Origin of the sequence: Burkholderia sp. A2, assembly GCF_001729305.1 — a bacterium.
GTDB lineage: Bacteria > Pseudomonadota > Gammaproteobacteria > Burkholderiales > Burkholderiaceae > Burkholderia > Burkholderia sola.
On the sequence record NZ_LZXX01000122.1, the window covers coordinates 1 to 18,075 of the forward strand.

The 18,075-nt window shown below is 61.8% G+C and carries 12 protein-coding genes and 1 tRNA gene; all 13 read left to right on the forward strand.

Annotation, left to right across the window (positions count from 1 at the left end; genetic code table 11):
- Positions 1-78: 78 nt before the first annotated feature.
- The 13 genes from A9Z05_RS27540 to fusA all read left to right on the forward strand — a co-directional run bounded on the left by A9Z05_RS27540 (position 79) and on the right by fusA (position 18,004).
- Positions 79-154: transfer RNA gene (locus A9Z05_RS27540), tRNA-Trp, on the forward strand.
- A gap of 42 nt (positions 155-196) precedes the next feature.
- Positions 197-577, forward strand: a complete 381-nt coding sequence (gene secE, locus A9Z05_RS27545; RefSeq protein WP_006482892.1) for a preprotein translocase subunit SecE — start codon at positions 197-199, stop codon at positions 575-577.
- 1 nt (position 578) lies between these two features.
- Positions 579-1,136, forward strand: coding sequence for a transcription termination/antitermination protein NusG (gene nusG, locus A9Z05_RS27550; RefSeq protein ID WP_006400672.1), 558 nt, complete (start codon positions 579-581; stop codon positions 1,134-1,136).
- A 141-nt stretch (positions 1,137-1,277) separates the two neighbouring features.
- Positions 1,278-1,709, forward strand: coding sequence for a 50S ribosomal protein L11 (gene rplK / locus A9Z05_RS27555; RefSeq protein WP_006477201.1), 432 nt, complete (start codon positions 1,278-1,280; stop codon positions 1,707-1,709).
- The gene (gene rplA, locus A9Z05_RS27560) at positions 1,710-2,408 is read left to right on the forward strand and encodes a 50S ribosomal protein L1 (RefSeq protein ID WP_034209724.1); all 699 of its coding nucleotides are present in this window, start codon (positions 1,710-1,712) and stop codon (positions 2,406-2,408) included.
- 308 nt (positions 2,409-2,716) lie between these two features.
- Positions 2,717-3,214 carry a 50S ribosomal protein L10 gene (rplJ, locus tag A9Z05_RS27565; protein WP_069620877.1) on the forward strand — a complete coding sequence of 166 codons (498 nt, stop codon included), beginning with the start codon at positions 2,717-2,719 and terminating at the stop codon, positions 3,212-3,214.
- A 63-nt stretch (positions 3,215-3,277) separates the two neighbouring features.
- Positions 3,278-3,652, forward strand: a complete 375-nt coding sequence (gene rplL, locus A9Z05_RS27570; RefSeq protein WP_006477198.1) for a 50S ribosomal protein L7/L12 — start codon at positions 3,278-3,280, stop codon at positions 3,650-3,652.
- A 381-nt stretch (positions 3,653-4,033) separates the two neighbouring features.
- Complete coding sequence (rpoB, locus tag A9Z05_RS27575) at positions 4,034-8,140, forward strand: DNA-directed RNA polymerase subunit beta (RefSeq protein WP_069620878.1); 4,107 nt, start codon at positions 4,034-4,036, stop codon at positions 8,138-8,140.
- Positions 8,141-8,161: 21 nt separating this feature from the next.
- Positions 8,162-12,403, forward strand: coding sequence for a DNA-directed RNA polymerase subunit beta' (rpoC, locus tag A9Z05_RS27580; protein ID WP_069620879.1), 4,242 nt, complete (start codon positions 8,162-8,164; stop codon positions 12,401-12,403).
- A 277-nt stretch (positions 12,404-12,680) separates the two neighbouring features.
- Positions 12,681-14,528 (forward strand): DNA helicase RecQ, encoded by a 1,848-nt coding sequence (recQ, locus tag A9Z05_RS27585; RefSeq protein WP_069620880.1) that lies wholly within the window; start codon positions 12,681-12,683, stop codon positions 14,526-14,528.
- A gap of 226 nt (positions 14,529-14,754) precedes the next feature.
- Positions 14,755-15,135 carry a 30S ribosomal protein S12 gene (gene rpsL, locus A9Z05_RS27590; RefSeq protein ID WP_006400662.1) on the forward strand — a complete coding sequence of 127 codons (381 nt, stop codon included), beginning with the start codon at positions 14,755-14,757 and terminating at the stop codon, positions 15,133-15,135.
- A 172-nt stretch (positions 15,136-15,307) separates the two neighbouring features.
- Entirely contained in the window at positions 15,308-15,778 is a 471-nt protein-coding gene (gene rpsG / locus A9Z05_RS27595) for a 30S ribosomal protein S7 (protein WP_006477195.1), read from the forward strand.
- A 123-nt stretch (positions 15,779-15,901) separates the two neighbouring features.
- On the forward strand, positions 15,902-18,004 hold the full coding sequence (fusA, locus tag A9Z05_RS27600) for an elongation factor G (protein WP_044849034.1): 2,103 nt from the start codon (positions 15,902-15,904) through the stop codon (positions 18,002-18,004).
- Positions 18,005-18,075: the final 71 nt, after the last annotated feature.

The following is an 18,075-nucleotide window of genomic DNA, read 5'->3' on the forward strand; positions in this document are numbered from 1 at the left end:
CGCCAAGATCATCGAGTAAGCCAGTTATTCGTTGATCGACAGTTTTGGGGCTGGCATCAGCCGGCCCCAGCATGGTTTAGGGGTATAGCTCAACTGGCAGAGCGTCGGTCTCCAAAACCGAAGGTTGGGGGTTCGATTCCCTCTGCCCCTGCCAAAAATCGCCACGTGTCCCACGTGGCATTTGTTTTAAGGTGTTATGGCGAATCCATCCGTCGAAACTGTAAATACCTCCGGCGATAAGCTGATGCTGGCCCTGGGCGTATTGCTGGTGTTGGCCGGATTCGTGGGCTTCTTCTGGCTGGCCAATCAGCAGTGGTACGTCCGCGGTGCCGCGTTGGCGGTGGGTATCATCGCCGGCGTGGCCGTCGGGCTGATGTCCGCCCCTGGCAAGAGCCTCATCGCGTTTGCCAAGGATTCGTACAAGGAAGTCCGTAAGGTCGTATGGCCCACCCGCAAGGAAGCAACGCAAACCACACTCGTCGTGTTCGGTTTCGTGCTCGTGATGGCGATTTTCCTCTGGTTGAGTGACAAATCGATCGAATGGGTGATTTTCTCGGCGATTCTGGGTTGGAAATGATATGAGCGATACTCCGGCATCCCCGAGCGGAAAGCGTTGGTACGTCGTGCACGCCTACTCCGGTATGGAGAAGAGCGTGCAACGCGCGCTTCAAGAGCGCATCGAACGTGCTGGCATGCAGGACAAATTCGGTCAGATCCTGGTTCCGACCGAAGAAGTGGTCGAAGTCAAAGGCGGCCACAAGGCTGTGACCGAGCGTCGTTTCTTCCCCGGCTACGTGCTGGTGGAAATGGAAATGACGGACGAAACGTGGCACCTCGTGAAGAACACCGCGAAGGTCACCGGTTTCGTCGGCGGTGCGCGTAACCGCCCGACCCCGATTTCCCCGAAGGAAGTCGAGAAGATCATGTCGCAGATGCAGGAAGGCGTCGAAAAGCCGCGCCCGAAGACCCTGTTCGAAGTCGGCGAGATGGTGCGTGTCAAGGAAGGCCCGTTCACGGACTTCAATGGCACCGTCGAAGAAGTCAACTACGAAAAATCGCGCGTGCGTGTGTCGGTCACCATCTTTGGCCGCTCTACCCCGGTCGAACTCGAGTTCGGTCAGGTCGAAAAAGTTTGATCCCGATTCGGTGGGCAGCCTCGGCTGCCCACCTTCGCGCTTACGGCCCGCGTCATGGTCGTTGAGGAGCGTCAGTAGCCAGCGGCGAAAGCGCGTTATCACTCACCGAACGCCTTCTTCGGCGTTCCAATGAGGTTTCAAATGGCAAAGAAGATTATCGGCTTTATCAAGCTGCAGATCCCTGCAGGTAAAGCCAACCCGTCGCCGCCGGTCGGTCCGGCACTGGGCCAGCGCGGCCTGAACATCATGGAGTTCTGCAAGGCGTTCAACGCGCAGACTCAAGGCATGGAGCCGGGTCTGCCGGTGCCGGTGGTCATCACGGCATTCGCTGACAAGAGCTTCACGTTCGTGATGAAGACGCCGCCGGCAACCGTCCTGATCAAGAAGGCGGCCAAGGTGGACAAGGGCTCGAGCAAGCCGCACACCGACAAGGTCGGTTCGATCACGCGCGCTCAAGCCGAAGAAATCGCGAAGACCAAGATGCCGGACCTTACGGCAGCTGATCTGGACGCAGCCGTTCGCACCATCGCTGGTAGCGCACGCTCGATGGGTATCACTGTGGAGGGCGTGTAAATGGCTAAGATCTCCAAGCGCCGTCAGGCATTTGCCGCCAAGGTCGACCGTCAGAAGCTGTACGCGATCGAAGACGCACTGAGCCTCGTGAAGGAATGCGCGAGCGCGAAGTTCGACGAGTCGATCGACGTCGCAGTCCAGCTCGGCATCGATGCGAAGAAGTCGGACCAGGTCGTTCGTGGTTCGGTCGTTCTGCCGGCAGGTACGGGCAAGTCGGTTCGCGTTGCCGTGTTCGCGCAAGGCGAAAAGGCCGAGCAGGCGCGTGCAGCAGGCGCGGAAATCGTCGGCATGGAAGACCTGGCCGAGCAGATCAAGGCTGGCCAGATGGACTTCGACATCGTGATCGCTTCGCCGGACACGATGCGTATCGTCGGTACGCTCGGCCAGATCCTCGGCCCGCGGGGCCTGATGCCGAACCCGAAGGTCGGTACGGTCACGCCGGACGTCGCAACCGCCGTCAAGAACGCGAAGGCTGGTCAGGTGCAATTCCGTGTCGACAAGGCCGGTATCATCCACGCGACCATCGGCCGTGCATCGTTCGAGCCGACCGCGCTGCGTTCGAACCTGTCGGCGCTGATCGACGCGCTGCAGAAGGCAAAGCCGGCAACGAGCAAGGGCGTGTACCTGCGCAAGATCGCACTGTCGAGCACGATGGGCGTCGGCGTGCGTGTCGACCAGGCTACGCTGGCAGCACAGTAAGCAAGTATTCGGGCCGCCTCGCTCGCGAAGCGGCCTACATGGGCTTTGGGCGGTTGTTCGTGCAGCAAGGCGAACAACCGGTTATCAAAGACCGTTGGTGGGGCGCAGCAGTCAGGCGATCCCTTAATTCAAGCCAACGCAGATGGCGAACCCGAAAAAGTTTTGCAGTGGTGAAGCCGCAGGCCGAGAAGCGATTCGCGGCGTGAGGTGGAAATACTCCTAACGAGGTCGGACGCCGTTGTTGAACGAGGTACGTGAGGTTCCGGTCATACCGGCCGCGCCGAACGTATCGTTTCTGGAGGCTAACCGTGCCGCTTAATAGAGAAGACAAGCAAGCCGTCGTCGCTGAGGTTTCCGCGCAAGTCGCGAAGGCCCAGACCGTTGTGCTGGCTGAGTATCGTGGAATTGCGGTTGGCGATCTGACCAAGCTGCGCGCGCAAGCGCGTGAGCAGAAGGTTTACCTGCGCGTGTTGAAGAACACGCTGGCGCGTCGCGCCGTCGAAGGTACGCCGTTTGCTCCGCTGGCAGAGCAGATGACTGGTCCGCTGATCTACGGCATCTCGGAAGATGCAATTGCCGCTGCTAAGGTCGTCAACGACTTCAGCAAGGGCAATGAAAAGTTGGTCATCAAGGCTGGTTCGTTCGATGGCAAGGTGATGGACAAGGCTGGCGTGCAAGCGCTGGCAAGCATCCCGAGCCGCGAAGAACTGCTCTCGAAGCTGCTGTTCGTTATGCAATCGCCTGTTTCGGGCTTCGCGCGTGCTCTCGCCGCGCTGGCCGAGAAGAAGCAAGCGGAAGCTGCGTAAGCGAACGTGCATCAGCGTTACTGATCGCTGGCTGTATCCGAATTCAATTTAGGAGTATTTCAAATGGCAATCGCAAAAGAAGACATCCTGGCAGCAGTCGAAGGGATGACCGTTCTGGAACTGAACGAACTGGTCAAGGCGTTCGAAGAGAAGTTTGGCGTGTCGGCAGCTGCAGTGGCAGTCGCTGGCCCGGCAGGCGGCGGCGCAGCTGCTGCAGCAGAAGAGAAGACCGAATTCACGGTCGTCCTGGCTGAAGCCGGCGCCAACAAGGTTTCGGTCATCAAGGCCGTTCGCGAACTGACGGGCCTGGGCCTGAAGGAAGCGAAGGACCTGGTTGACGGTGCACCGAAGCCCGTCAAGGAAGGCGTCGACAAGGCTGCTGCTGAAGAAGCCAAGAAGAAGCTGGAAGAAGCTGGCGCGAAGGTCGAAGTCAAGTAAGTTTCGGCGCGCTGTGCGAAGGCTGGCGGTATTTTCACCGCCGGCCTTTTTGTGCTTTGTGGGGTCGTTATTCTGGCACTCATTCGGGAGCCCGAATAATCGGCCCCAGAAGCCAAAGAAAACCGCCTGATCGTTGTGATGGATCACTCACGACTGGCGGTTCTCTTTGTCTTCTGAAGCGACTGCAGAAGGCAAGTTTGGTCGGGTAGCGGGCAACACAGGCATCCGCTGCCGTCAGCCAGCGGTTGGTAGCGGCCAACCACCAAGCTTCTCGGCTCGTTCAAGCCGTCGAACGGCCATCGGGTCTCAGTCGGTGAACACTCGGGTTTGAAACGTCCAGGTATTCCGCCTCGATAGCACCCGCCGTGATTCGGAGATCGTATGCAATATTCCTTCACCGAGAAGAAGCGCATTCGCAAGAGTTTCGCGAAGCGCCCCATCGTTCACCAAGTTCCGTTCTTGCTGGCTACCCAGCTTGAATCATTCAGCACGTTTCTGCAAGCCGATGTGCCCGCGACGCAACGTAAGCCTGAGGGTTTGCAGGCCGCGTTCACATCGGTATTTCCCATTGTTTCGCACAACGGTTTCGCGCGCCTCGAGTTCGTGAGCTATGCGCTGTCCTCGCCGGCATTCAACATCAAGGAATGCCAGCAGCGTGGCCTGACGTACTGCTCCGCGCTGCGCGCGAAGGTCCGCCTCGTCATCCTCGACAAGGAATCGCCGAACAAGCCGGTCGTCAAGGAAGTGAAGGAGCAGGAAGTGTACATGGGCGAAATTCCGCTCATGACGCCGACGGGCTCGTTCGTCATCAACGGCACCGAGCGTGTCATCGTCTCGCAGCTGCACCGTTCGCCGGGCGTGTTCTTCGAACACGACAAGGGCAAGACGCACAGCTCGGGCAAGCTGCTGTTCTCGGCACGGATCATTCCGTACCGCGGCTCGTGGCTCGACTTCGAATTCGATCCGAAGGACATCCTGTATTTCCGCGTCGACCGTCGCCGCAAGATGCCGGTCACGATCCTGCTGAAGGCCATCGGCCTGACGCCGGAACAGATTCTCGCGAACTTCTTCGTGTTCGACAACTTCACGCTGATGGACGAAGGCGCGCAACTCGAGTTCGTGCCCGAGCGCCTGCGTGGCGAAGTCGCGCGTTTCGACATCACGGATCGTGATGGCAAGGTGATCGTCCAGAAGGACAAGCGGATCAACGCGAAGCACATTCGCGACCTCGAAGCCGCGAAGACCAAGTTCATCTCGGTGCCGGAAGACTATCTGCTCGGTCGCGTGCTGGCGAAGAACGTCGTCGACGGCGACACCGGCGAAGTGATCGCGAGCGCGAACGACGAAGTCACGGAAAGCGTGCTCGAGAAACTGCGCGAAGCGGGCATCAAGGACATCCAGACGCTCTACACGAACGATCTGGACCAGGGTCCGTACATCTCGTCGACGCTGCGTGTCGACGAAACGACCGACAGGACGGCCGCGCGCATCGCGATCTACCGCATGATGCGCCCGGGCGAGCCGCCGACCGAAGAAGCGGTCGAGGCGCTGTTCAACCGTCTGTTCTACAGCGAAGAAGCGTACGACCTGTCGAAGGTCGGCCGTATGAAGTTCAACCGCCGCGTCGGCCGTGACGAGATCGTCGGCCCGATGACGCTGCAGGACGACGACATCCTCGCGACGATCAAGATCCTCGTCGAGCTGCGCAACGGCAAGGGCGAAGTGGACGACATCGACCACCTCGGCAACCGTCGCGTGCGTTGCGTCGGCGAACTGGCGGAAAACCAGTTCCGCGCGGGTCTCGTGCGTGTCGAGCGCGCGGTCAAGGAACGCCTCGGCCAGGCCGAAAGCGAAAACCTGATGCCGCACGACCTGATCAACTCGAAGCCGATTTCGTCGGCGATCCGCGAGTTCTTCGGTTCGTCGCAGCTGTCGCAGTTCATGGACCAGACCAACCCGCTGTCGGAAATCACGCACAAGCGCCGTGTTTCCGCACTGGGCCCGGGCGGTCTGACGCGCGAGCGCGCAGGCTTCGAAGTCCGCGACGTGCACCCGACCCACTACGGCCGCGTGTGCCCGATCGAAACGCCGGAAGGTCCGAACATCGGCCTGATCAACTCGCTCGCACTGTACGCGCACCTGAACGAGTACGGCTTCCTCGAGACGCCGTACCGCAAGGTCGTGGACAGCAAGGTGACCGACCAGATCGACTACCTGTCGGCGATCGAGGAAGGCCGCTACATGATCGCTCAGGCGAACGCCGCGATCGACGAGAACGGCCAGCTGATCGACGAACTCGTGTCGTCGCGCGAAGCCGGCGAAACGATGATGGTCACGCCGGATCGGATCCAGTACATGGACGTCGCGCCGTCGCAGATCGTGTCGGTGGCAGCATCGCTGATCCCGTTCCTCGAACACGATGACGCGAACCGTGCACTGATGGGTTCGAACATGCAGCGTCAGGCCGTGCCGTGTCTGCGTCCGGAAAAGCCGGTCGTCGGTACGGGCATCGAGCGCACCTGCGCGGTCGACTCGGGTACGACGGTCCAGGCGTTCCGCGGCGGTGTGGTCGACTACGTCGACGCGGGCCGTATCGTGATTCGCGTGAACGACGACGAAGCGGTCGCGGGTGAAGTCGGTGTCGACATCTACAACCTGATCAAGTACACGCGTTCGAACCAGAACACGAACATCAACCAGCGTCCGATCGTGAAGATGGGCGACAAGGTCTCGCGCGGCGACGTGCTGGCCGACGGCGCCTCGACGGACCTGGGCGAGCTCGCGCTCGGCCAGAACATGCTGATCGCGTTCATGCCGTGGAACGGCTACAACTTCGAGGATTCGATCCTGATCTCGGAGAAGGTGGTCGCGGACGATCGCTACACGTCGATCCACATCGAAGAGCTGAACGTCGTTGCACGCGACACGAAGCTCGGGCCGGAAGAAATCACGCGCGACATCTCGAACCTGGCGGAAGTCCAGCTCGGCCGTCTCGACGAATCGGGCATCGTGTACATCGGTGCTGAAGTCGAAGCGGGCGACGTGCTGGTCGGCAAGGTCACGCCGAAGGGCGAGACCCAGCTGACGCCGGAAGAGAAGCTGCTGCGCGCGATCTTCGGCGAGAAGGCTTCGGACGTGAAGGACACGTCGCTGCGCGTGCCGTCGGGCATGAGCGGCACCGTGATCGACGTCCAGGTGTTCACGCGTGAAGGCATCCAGCGCGACAAGCGTGCGCAACAGATCATCGACGACGAACTGAAGCGCTACCGTCTCGACCTGAACGACCAGCTGCGCATCGTGGAAGGCGACGCGTTCCAGCGTCTCGCGCGCATGCTCGTGGGCAAGGTCGCGAACGGCGGTCCGAAGAAGCTCGCGAAGGGCACGAAGATCGACCAGGCTTACCTGGAAGATCTCGACCACTACCACTGGTTCGACATCCGCCTCGCGGACGACGAAGCAGCGGCATCGCTCGAAGCGATCAAGAACTCGATCGAAGAGAAGCGTCACCAGTTCGACCTCGCGTTCGAAGAGAAGCGCAAGAAGCTCACGCAAGGCGACGAACTGCCGCCGGGCGTGCTGAAGATGGTCAAGGTGTACCTCGCGGTGAAGCGCCGTCTGCAGCCTGGCGACAAGATGGCAGGCCGCCACGGTAACAAGGGTGTCGTGTCGAAGATCGTCCCGATCGAAGACATGCCGTACATGGCCGACGGCCGTCCGGCAGACGTCGTGCTGAACCCGCTCGGCGTGCCGTCGCGGATGAACGTGGGTCAGGTTCTGGAAGTCCACCTCGGCTGGGCCGCGAAGGGCCTCGGCTGGCGTATCGGCGAAATGCTGCAGCGTCAGGCGAAGATCGAGGAACTGCGTACGTTCCTGACGAAGATCTACAACGAGTCGGGCCGCCAGGAAGATCTGGAAAGCTTCACCGACGACGAGATCCTCGAACTCGCGAAGAACCTGCGCGAAGGCGTGCCGTTTGCGACGCCGGTGTTCGACGGTGCGACCGAGGAAGAAATGGGCAAGATGCTCGACCTCGCGTTCCCGGACGACATCGCCGAACAGCTCGGCATGAACCCGTCGAAGAACCAGGTCCGCCTGTACGACGGCCGCACGGGCGAGATGTTCGAACGTCGCGTGACGCTCGGCTACATGCACTACCTGAAGCTGCACCACTTGGTCGACGACAAGATGCACGCGCGTTCGACCGGCCCGTACTCGCTCGTCACGCAGCAGCCGCTGGGTGGTAAGGCGCAGTTCGGTGGTCAGCGTTTCGGTGAAATGGAAGTGTGGGCGCTCGAAGCGTACGGCGCGTCCTACGTGCTGCAGGAAATGCTGACGGTGAAGTCGGACGACGTGACCGGCCGGACGAAGGTGTACGAAAACCTCGTCAAGGGCGATCACGTGATCGATGCAGGCATGCCGGAATCCTTCAACGTGCTCGTGAAGGAAATCCGCTCGCTCGGTATCGATATCGATCTCGACCGCAATTAATCGGACTACGGAGAGAAAGCAATGAAAGCTCTGCTCGATCTATTCAAGCAAGTCCAACAGGAAGAAGTTTTCGACGCGATCAAGATCGGTCTGGCCTCGCCCGACAAGATCCGTTCGTGGTCGTTCGGCGAAGTGAAGAAGCCGGAGACCATCAACTACCGTACGTTCAAGCCGGAACGCGATGGTCTGTTCTGCGCGAAGATCTTCGGGCCGATCAAGGACTACGAGTGCCTGTGCGGCAAGTACAAGCGCCTGAAGCACCGCGGCGTGATCTGCGAGAAGTGCGGCGTCGAAGTGACGCTGGCGAAGGTGCGTCGCGAACGGATGGGCCACATCGAGCTGGCCTCGCCGGTCGCGCACATCTGGTTCCTGAAGTCGTTGCCGTCGCGTCTGGGCATGGTGCTCGACATGACGCTGCGCGACATCGAACGCGTGCTGTACTTCGAAGCGTACGTGGTGATCGAACCGGGCATGACGCCGCTGAAGGCGCGGCAGATCATGACCGAAGAGGATTACTACAACAAGGTCGAGGAATACGGCGACGAATTCCGTGCCGAGATGGGCGCGGAAGGCGTGCGTGAACTGCTGCGCGCGATCAACATCGACGAGCAGGTCGAGACGCTGCGCACCGAGCTGAAGAACACCGGCTCGGAAGCGAAGATCAAGAAGTACGCGAAGCGCCTGAAGGTCCTCGAGGCATTCCAGCGCTCGGGCATCAAGCCCGAGTGGATGATCCTCGAAGTGCTGCCGGTGCTGCCGCCGGAACTGCGTCCGCTCGTGCCGCTGGACGGCGGCCGTTTCGCGACGTCGGACCTGAACGACCTGTATCGCCGCGTGATCAACCGTAACAACCGGTTGAAGCGTCTGCTCGAGCTGAAGGCGCCTGAAATCATCGTCCGCAACGAAAAGCGGATGCTGCAGGAAGCCGTCGACTCGCTGCTCGACAACGGTCGTCGCGGCAAGGCGATGACGGGCGCGAACAAGCGTCCGCTGAAGTCGCTCGCCGACATGATCAAGGGCAAGGGCGGTCGTTTCCGTCAGAACCTGCTGGGCAAGCGCGTCGACTACTCGGGCCGTTCGGTCATCGTGGTCGGCCCGACGCTGAAGCTGCACCAGTGCGGTCTGCCGAAGCTGATGGCGCTCGAGCTGTTCAAGCCGTTCATCTTCAACAAGCTGGAAGTGATGGGGGTAGCTACGACCATCAAGGCTGCGAAGAAGGAAGTCGAGAACCAGACACCGGTGGTGTGGGACATCCTCGAAGAGGTGATCCGCGAGCATCCGGTGATGCTGAACCGTGCGCCGACGCTGCACCGTCTCGGTATCCAGGCGTTCGAGCCGGTGCTGATCGAAGGCAAGGCGATCCAGCTGCACCCGCTCGTCTGCGCGGCGTTCAACGCCGACTTCGACGGTGACCAGATGGCCGTTCACGTGCCGCTGTCGCTCGAAGCGCAGATGGAAGCGCGTACGCTGATGCTGGCGTCGAACAACGTGCTGTTCCCGGCCAACGGCGATCCGTCGATCGTGCCGTCGCAGGATATCGTGCTGGGTCTGTACTATGCGACCCGCGAAGCGATCAACGGCAAGGGCGAAGGCCTGTCGTTCACCGGCGTGTCGGAAGTGATCCGCGCGTACGAGAACAAGGAAGTCGAGCTGGCCTCGCGCGTCAACGTGCGGATCACCGAAATGGTCCGCAACGAGGACACGTCGGAAGGCGCGCCGGAATTCGTGCCGAAGATCTCGCTGTACGCGACGACCGTCGGTCGCGCGATCCTGTCGGAGATCCTGCCGCACGGCCTGCCGTTCTCGGTGCTGAACAAGCCGCTGAAGAAGAAGGAAATCTCGCGCCTGATCAACACGGCGTTCCGCAAGTGCGGTCTGCGCGCGACGGTGGTGTTTGCCGACCAGCTGATGCAGTCGGGTTTCCGTCTCGCGACGCGTGCCGGCATCTCGATCTGCGTGGACGACATGCTCGTGCCGCCGCAGAAGGAAACGATCGTCGGCGACGCCGCGAAGAAGGTGAAGGAGTACGACCGCCAGTACATGTCGGGTCTCGTCACCGCGCAGGAACGCTACAACAACGTGGTCGACATCTGGTCGGCAACGTCGGAAGCGGTCGGCAAGGCGATGATGGAGCAGCTGTCGACGGAGCCGGTGATCGATCGCGACGGCAACGAGACGCGCCAGGAGTCGTTCAACTCGATCTACATGATGGCCGACTCGGGCGCCCGGGGTTCGGCGGTTCAGATTCGTCAGCTGGCCGGTATGCGAGGCCTGATGGCGAAGCCGGACGGCTCGATTATCGAGACGCCGATTACCGCGAACTTCCGCGAAGGTCTGAATGTGTTGCAGTACTTCATCTCGACCCACGGTGCACGTAAGGGTCTGGCTGATACGGCACTGAAGACCGCGAACTCGGGTTACCTGACGCGTCGTCTGGTCGACGTCACGCAGGATCTGGTCGTCGTGGAAGACGATTGCGGCACGTCGAACGGCGTCGCGATGAAGGCGCTGGTCGAAGGCGGTGAAGTCGTCGAAGCGCTGCGCGACCGTATCCTCGGCCGCGTCGCGGTCGCGGACGTCGTGAACCCGGAAACGCAGGAAACGCTGTACGAATCGGGCACGCTGCTCGACGAAACGGCGGTCGAGGAAATCGAACGCCTCGGCATCGACGAAGTGCGCGTGCGCACGCCGCTGACCTGCGAAACGCGTTACGGCCTGTGCGCGGCCTGCTACGGCCGTGACCTCGGCCGCGGCTCGCTCGTGAACGTCGGCGAAGCGGTCGGCGTGATCGCGGCGCAGTCGATCGGCGAACCGGGCACGCAGCTGACGATGCGGACGTTCCACATCGGTGGCGCGGCATCGCGTGCGGCAGTGGCTTCGTCGGTCGAAGCGAAGAGCAACGGTATCGTCCGCTTCACGGCGACGATGCGCTACGTCACGAACGCGAAGGGCGAGCAGATCGTCATTTCCCGTTCGGGCGAAGCGATGATCACCGACGACTTCGGTCGCGAGCGCGAGCGTCACAAAGTGCCGTACGGCGCGACGCTGCTGCAGCTCGACGGCGCGACCATCAAGGCCGGCACGCAGCTCGCCACGTGGGATCCGCTGACGCGCCCGATCATCACCGAGTACGGTGGTACGGTGAAGTTCGAGAACGTCGAGGAAGGCGTGACCGTCGCGAAGCAGATCGACGACGTGACCGGCCTGTCGACGCTGGTCGTGATCGACGTGAAGCGCCGCGGTTCGCAGGCTTCGAAGAGCGTGCGTCCGCAGGTGAAGCTGCTCGACGCGAACGGCGAGGAAGTGAAGATCCCGGGCACGGAACACGCCGTGCAGATCGGCTTCCAGGTCGGCGCGCTGATCACCGTGAAGGATGGCCAGCAGGTGCAGGTCGGTGAAGTGCTCGCACGTATCCCGACCGAAGCGCAGAAGACGCGTGACATTACCGGCGGTCTGCCGCGGGTGGCGGAACTGTTCGAAGCGCGTTCGCCGAAGGATGCCGGCATTCTCGCGGAAGTCACCGGTACGACGTCGTTCGGCAAGGACACGAAGGGCAAGCAGCGTCTCGTCATCACGGACCTCGAGGGCAACCAGCACGAGTTCCTGATCGCGAAGGAAAAGCAGGTTCTGGTTCACGATGCCCAGGTCGTCAACAAGGGCGAAATGATCGTGGACGGTCCGGCCGATCCGCACGACATCCTGCGTCTGCAGGGTATCGAGGCGCTGTCGCGCTACATCGTCGACGAAGTCCAGGACGTGTACCGTCTGCAGGGTGTGAAGATCAACGACAAGCACATCGAGGTGATCGTTCGCCAGATGCTGCGTCGTGTGCAGATCACCGACAACGGCGATACGCGCTTCATCCCGGGCGAACAGGTCGAACGTTCCGACATGCTGGACGAGAACGATCGCATGATCGCCGAGGGCAAGCGTCCGGCTTCGTACGACAACGTGCTGCTCGGTATCACGAAGGCGTCGCTGTCGACCGACTCGTTCATCTCCGCGGCATCGTTCCAGGAAACGACCCGCGTGCTGACCGAAGCGGCGATCATGGGCAAGCGCGACGATCTGCGCGGCCTGAAGGAAAACGTGATCGTCGGCCGTCTGATTCCGGCCGGTACGGGTCTCGCGTTCCACAAGGCACGCAAGGCGAAGGAATCGTCGGATCGCGAGCGTTTCGACCAGATCGCAGCGGAAGAGGCATTCGACTTCGGCACGCCGAGCGCGCCGGCGGAAGAGCCGCAACACCCGGCAGCCGAGTAAGCGCGGCGCGGCGCAAGCCGCGTTGCCTTGCTATCATCGCTGTCGCCGAAACCGCCCGGTTCTGCCGGGCGGTTTTTTTTCATCCTTCGTTCCCGCGCATGACGTGCCTGTGCCGCGCCGGCGCATGCCCCGCGATCGCCTTCGGCATGACCGCGACAGGCCCGTGACGCACGCGAACGAACCCTGACCGAATGGCCAACATCGTGCGATTCGCCACGCGTCGCGCGAGCGGGTTGTTAAAATTGCGGTCATCGCTTAGCCGTCCCTGGTCTCATTCATGTCCCGCGCCCTCGAAATACTCGACGAAGTCTTTGGTTACTCCGCCTTTCGCGGCCAGCAGGGCGAGATCGTCGAGCACGTCGCCGGCGGCGGCGATTGCCTCGTGCTGATGCCGACCGGCGGCGGCAAGTCGCTGTGCTACCAGATTCCCGCGCTGCTGCGCCGCGAGGCCGGGCAGGGCGCCGGCATCGTCGTGTCGCCGCTGATCGCGCTGATGCAGGACCAGGTCGCCGCGTTGAGCGAAGTCGGCGTGCGCGCGGCCTACCTGAATTCGACGCTGTCGGGTGCCGAGGCCGCGGCCACCGAGCGCGCGCTGCGCGAAGGCGAGATCGATTTGCTGTACGTCGCGCCGGAGCGGTTGATGACGGGCCGCTTCCTCGACCTGCTCGAGCGCGCAAAGATCGGCCTGTTCGCGATCGACGAAGCGCACTGCGTGTCGCAATGGGGGCACGATTTCCGCCCGGAATACATCCAGTTGTCGGTGCTGCACGAGCGCTTCCCGTCGGTGCCGCGCATCGCGCTGACCGCCACCGCCGATGCGATCACGCGCGACGAGATCATCCATCGTCTCGCACTCGACGACGCGCGCGTGTTCGTGTCGAGCTTCGACCGCCCGAACATCCGCTACCGGATCGTCGAAAAGGACAACGCGCGTTCGCAACTGCTCGACTTCATCCGCGCCGAGCACACGAATACAGACGGCACGACCGACGCCGGCGTCGTCTATTGCCTGTCGCGCCGCAAGGTCGAGGAAACGGCCGAATGGCTGAAGGCGCAGGGCGTGCGCGCGCTGCCGTATCACGCGGGAATGGAGTTCGAGGTGCGGCAGAAGCACCAGGAAATGTTCCAGCGCGAGGAAGGCATCGTGATGTGCGCGACGATCGCGTTCGGGATGGGCATCGACAAGCCCGACGTGCGCTTCGTCGCGCACCTCGATCTGCCGAAGAGCGTCGAAGGCTACTACCAGGAAACCGGCCGCGCGGGCCGCGACGGGATGCCGGCGAACGCGTGGATGGCGTACGGCCTCGGCGACGTCGTCCAGCAGCGCAAGATGATCGACGAATCGGACGCGGACGACGCGCACAAGCGCGTGCAGACGTCGAAGCTCGACGCGCTGCTCGGGCTGTGCGAGACGATCTCGTGCCGCCGCGTGCGGCTGCTGAACTACTTCGGCGAGGCGAGCCAGCCGTGCGGCAACTGCGACACGTGCCTCGAGCCGCCCGATTCATGGGACGCGACGCGCGAGGCGCAGATGGCGCTGTCGTGCGTGTTCCGCGCGCAGCGCGCGAGTGGCTTCAACTTCGGCGCGAGCCATCTGATCGAGATCCTGCGCGGCGGCCGCACCGAGAAGGTGCTGCAGCGCGGCCATGACCAGTTGAGCACGTTCGGTATCGGCGCAGCGCTGTCCGAGCCCGAGTGGCGCGCGATTTTCCGGCAACTGGTCGCGTACGGCTACCTGGCCGTCGATCATGGCGGCTTCGGCGCACTGGTGCTTACCGAGGCCGCGAAGCCGGTGCTGAAGAACGAGGAAAAGGTCACGCTGCGTCGCTACGTGAAGCCGCAGCGCACACGCCAGTCGTCGAGCCGCAGCGGCACGCGCGTCGATCCGACGGCCGGCATGGGCGCCCGCGAGCGCGCACGGTGGGACGCGCTGCGCGCCTGGCGCGCGGAAACCGCGAAAACGGACGGCGTGCCGGCCTACGTGATCTTTCACGACGCGACGCTCGCCGAAATCGCGCGCAACGCGCCGGAGACGATCGAGGACCTGCGCCATATCCCCGGCATGGGCGTGCGCAAGCTCGAGCGCTTCGGCGACGAGATCATCGACGTCGTCGAATCGGCCTGACACAGCGTTCCGACCCCTGCTGTAAACCACGCGATCGGCCGGCAAATCACGCAAGCCGTTGACTTAGTTGGCATTTCCGGAATATCATGCTGGGTTCCGGTATTCGGTGGGCCGAGTCGCGTTCGACAGTTCGCACCCGATTCGCCGGTTCGGAAGTCAACTGTGCGTCGATTCTCGCTTTGCCCGAAATCGATGTGCAGATTTTGTTCAATTTCAGGAATAAACAATGCCAACCATCAACCAACTGGTTCGCAAAGGCCGTCAGTCGGAAACGACGAAGAGCAAGAGCCCGGCCCTGCAGGACTGCCCCCAGCGTCGCGGCGTGTGCACCCGTGTGTACACGACGACGCCGAAGAAGCCTAACTCGGCACTCCGTAAGGTCGCCAAGGTTCGTCTGACGAACGGCTTCGAAGTGATTTCGTACATCGGCGGTGAAGGCCACAACCTGCAGGAACACTCGGTTGTGCTGATCCGCGGCGGCCGTGTGAAGGACTTGCCGGGTGTGCGTTACCACATGGTTCGCGGCTCGCTGGATACCCAGGGCGTCAAGGACCGTAAGCAAGCGCGTTCGAAGTACGGCGCGAAGCGTGCAAAGGCTGCCAAGTAAGCAGTTTTTGATCAGGGATCGCCGCAGGGCGGTCAAGGCGGGAGTGCCGGATTGCCGGTGCTGTCGAGTAAGTGGTCACCCGGCCAAGCTGGTTAGTCGTGAAGATGTGATCGGGTTTGTTGGTGGCCGCGGAGCTGGATCCAGCTCCAACTGAACAAGTAAAGGAAGAATCATGCCGCGTCGTCGCGAAGTCCCCAAGCGGGAAGTGTTGCCGGATCCGAAGTTCGGTAACGTTGATGTTGCCAAGTTCATGAACATGCTGATGCTGTCCGGCAAGAAGTCGGTCGCAGAGCGCATCGTTTATGGCGCATTCGAACAGATCCAGACCAAGGGTGGCAAGGACCCGCTGGAAGTGTTCACGGTTGCGCTCAACAACGTGAAGCCGGTGGTCGAAGTGAAGAGCCGTCGCGTTGGTGGTGCCAACTATCAAGTTCCGGTCGAAGTGCGCCCGTCGCGTCGTATGGCATTGGCGATGCGCTGGCTGCGTGAGGCTGCGAAGAAGCGCAGCGAGAAGTCGATGGCCCTGCGCCTGGCAGGTGAACTCTCCGAAGCGGCCGAAGGCCGTGGCGGCGCGATGAAGAAGCGCGACGAAGTTCACCGCATGGCAGAAGCCAACCGCGCGTTCTCGCATTTCCGTTTCTAAGCGCCTGGCTGGGCTGTTTGCGGAAATAAATTCCGGGCGGGTGCGCTTTTCAGGCGCCTCGCCCGTTTGTGTTGAGGCGTGATGCGGCAGGGCTGCATCACGTCATCCCAGTAGAGGATCAAAGTGGCTCGCAAGACTCCTATCGAGCGCTACCGCAATATCGGTATTAGCGCTCACATCGACGCCGGCAAAACGACGACGACCGAGCGCATTCTGTTTTACACCGGTGTGAACCACAAGATCGGTGAAGTCCACGACGGCGCAGCCACGATGGACTGGATGGAGCAGGAACAGGAACGTGGCATCACGATCACGTCCGCTGCTACCACGGCCTTCTGGAAGGGCATGGGCGGCAACTATCCGGAACACCGCATCAACATCATCGACACCCCGGGCCACGTCGACTTCACGATCGAAGTGGAGCGTTCGATGCGCGTGCTCGACGGCGCATGCATGGTGTACTGCGCAGTGGGCGGCGTGCAGCCGCAGTCGGAAACGGTGTGGCGCCAGGCGAACAAGTACAAGGTGCCGCGTCTCGCGTTCGTCAACAAGATGGACCGTACCGGCGCGAACTTCTTCAAGGTCTACGACCAGCTCCGTCTGCGCCTGAAGGCGAACCCGGTTCCGGTCGTGGTGCCGATCGGCTCGGAAGAAAACTTCAAGGGCGTGGTCGACCTGATCAAGATGAAGGCGATCATTTGGGATGAAGCGTCGCAAGGCACGAAGTTCGACTACGTCGACATCCCGGCCGAGCTCGCGGAAACCTGCAAGGAATGGCGCGAAAAGATGGTCGAAGTGGCTGCCGAAGCCAGCGAAGACCTGATGAACAAGTACCTGGAAGAAGGCGATCTGCCGGAAGCCGACATCGTCAAGGCGCTGCGTGATCGTACGATCGCGTGCGAAATCCAGCCGATGCTGTGCGGTACCGCGTTCAAGAACAAGGGCGTGCAGCGTATGCTCGACGCCGTGATCGACTTCCTGCCGTCGCCGGTCGACATCCCGCCGGTCAAGGGCGAGCTCGAAAACGGCGAAGAAGCAGAGCGCAAGGCGTCGGACGAAGAGAAGTTCTCGTCGCTCGCGTTCAAGATCATGACCGACCCGTTCGTCGGCCAGCTGATCTTCTTCCGCGTGTACTCGGGCGTCGTCAACTCGGGCGACACGCTGCTGAATTCGACCAAGGGCAAGAAGGAACGCCTCGGCCGTATTCTGCAGATGCACGCGAACCAGCGTGAAGAAATCAAGGAAGTCCGCGCAGGCGACATCGCCGCAGCGGTCGGCCTGAAGGAAGCGACCACGGGCGACACGCTGTGCGACCCGGCGAACCCGATCGTTCTCGAACGCATGGTGTTCCCGGAGCCGGTGATTTCGCAAGCAGTCGAGCCGAAGACCAAGGCCGACCAGGAAAAGATGGGCCTCGCACTGAACCGTCTGGCTCAGGAAGACCCGTCGTTCCGCGTGCAGACCGACGAAGAGTCGGGCCAGACCATCATTTCGGGCATGGGCGAGCTCCACCTCGAAATTCTGGTCGACCGGATGAAGCGTGAATTCGGCGTGGAAGCGACCGTCGGCAAGCCGCAGGTTGCGTACCGCGAAACGATCCGTTCGACGGCGAAGGATGTCGACGGCAAGTTCGTCAAGCAGTCGGGTGGTCGCGGCCAGTACGGTCACGCGGTCATCACGCTCGAGCCGAACGAACAAGGCAAGGGCTACGAGTTCTTCGACGAGATCAAGGGTGGTGTGATTCCGCGTGAATACATCCCGGCGGTCGACAAGGGTATCCAGGACACGCTGAAGTCGGGCGTGCTGGCTGGCTTCCCGGTCGTCGACGTGAAGGTTCACCTGACGTTCGGTTCGTACCACGACGTTGACTCGAACGAAAACGCGTTCCGCATGGCCGGTTCGATGGCGTTCAAGGAAGCGATGCGCAAGGCGAACCCGGTCGTCCTCGAGCCGATGATGGCTGTCGAAGTCGAGACGCCGGAAGACTACATGGGCAACGTGATGGGCGACCTGTCGGGCCGTCGCGGTATCGTCCAGGGCATGGAAGACATGGTTGGCGGCGGCAAGATCGTGCGCGCCGAAGTGCCGCTGTCGGAAATGTTCGGCTACTCGACGTCGCTGCGCTCGCTGACGCAAGGTCGTGCAACGTACACGATGGAGTTCAAGCACTACGCTGAAGCTCCGCGCAACGTTGCCGAGGCGATCATCAGCGCGAAGTCGAAGTAAATCTGTAGCTCTCAATCGATTATTTTTTGAAAGAAGAGAATCATGGCAAAAGAAAAGTTTGAGCGGACCAA

Coding starts and splice junctions, on each gene's coding strand:
- secE (WP_006482892.1), top strand. CDS start 197: ATGGCGAATCCATCCGTCGAAACTGTAAATACCTCCGGCGATAAGCTG.
- nusG (WP_006400672.1), top strand. CDS start 579: ATGAGCGATACTCCGGCATCCCCGAGCGGAAAGCGTTGGTACGTCGTG.
- rplK (WP_006477201.1), top strand. CDS start 1,278: ATGGCAAAGAAGATTATCGGCTTTATCAAGCTGCAGATCCCTGCAGGT.
- rplA (WP_034209724.1), top strand. CDS start 1,710: ATGGCTAAGATCTCCAAGCGCCGTCAGGCATTTGCCGCCAAGGTCGAC.
- rplL (WP_006477198.1), top strand. CDS start 3,278: ATGGCAATCGCAAAAGAAGACATCCTGGCAGCAGTCGAAGGGATGACC.
- rpoB (WP_069620878.1), top strand. CDS start 4,034: ATGCAATATTCCTTCACCGAGAAGAAGCGCATTCGCAAGAGTTTCGCG.
- rpoC (WP_069620879.1), top strand. CDS start 8,162: ATGAAAGCTCTGCTCGATCTATTCAAGCAAGTCCAACAGGAAGAAGTT.
- recQ (WP_069620880.1), top strand. CDS start 12,681: ATGTCCCGCGCCCTCGAAATACTCGACGAAGTCTTTGGTTACTCCGCC.
- rpsL (WP_006400662.1), top strand. CDS start 14,755: ATGCCAACCATCAACCAACTGGTTCGCAAAGGCCGTCAGTCGGAAACG.
- rpsG (WP_006477195.1), top strand. CDS start 15,308: ATGCCGCGTCGTCGCGAAGTCCCCAAGCGGGAAGTGTTGCCGGATCCG.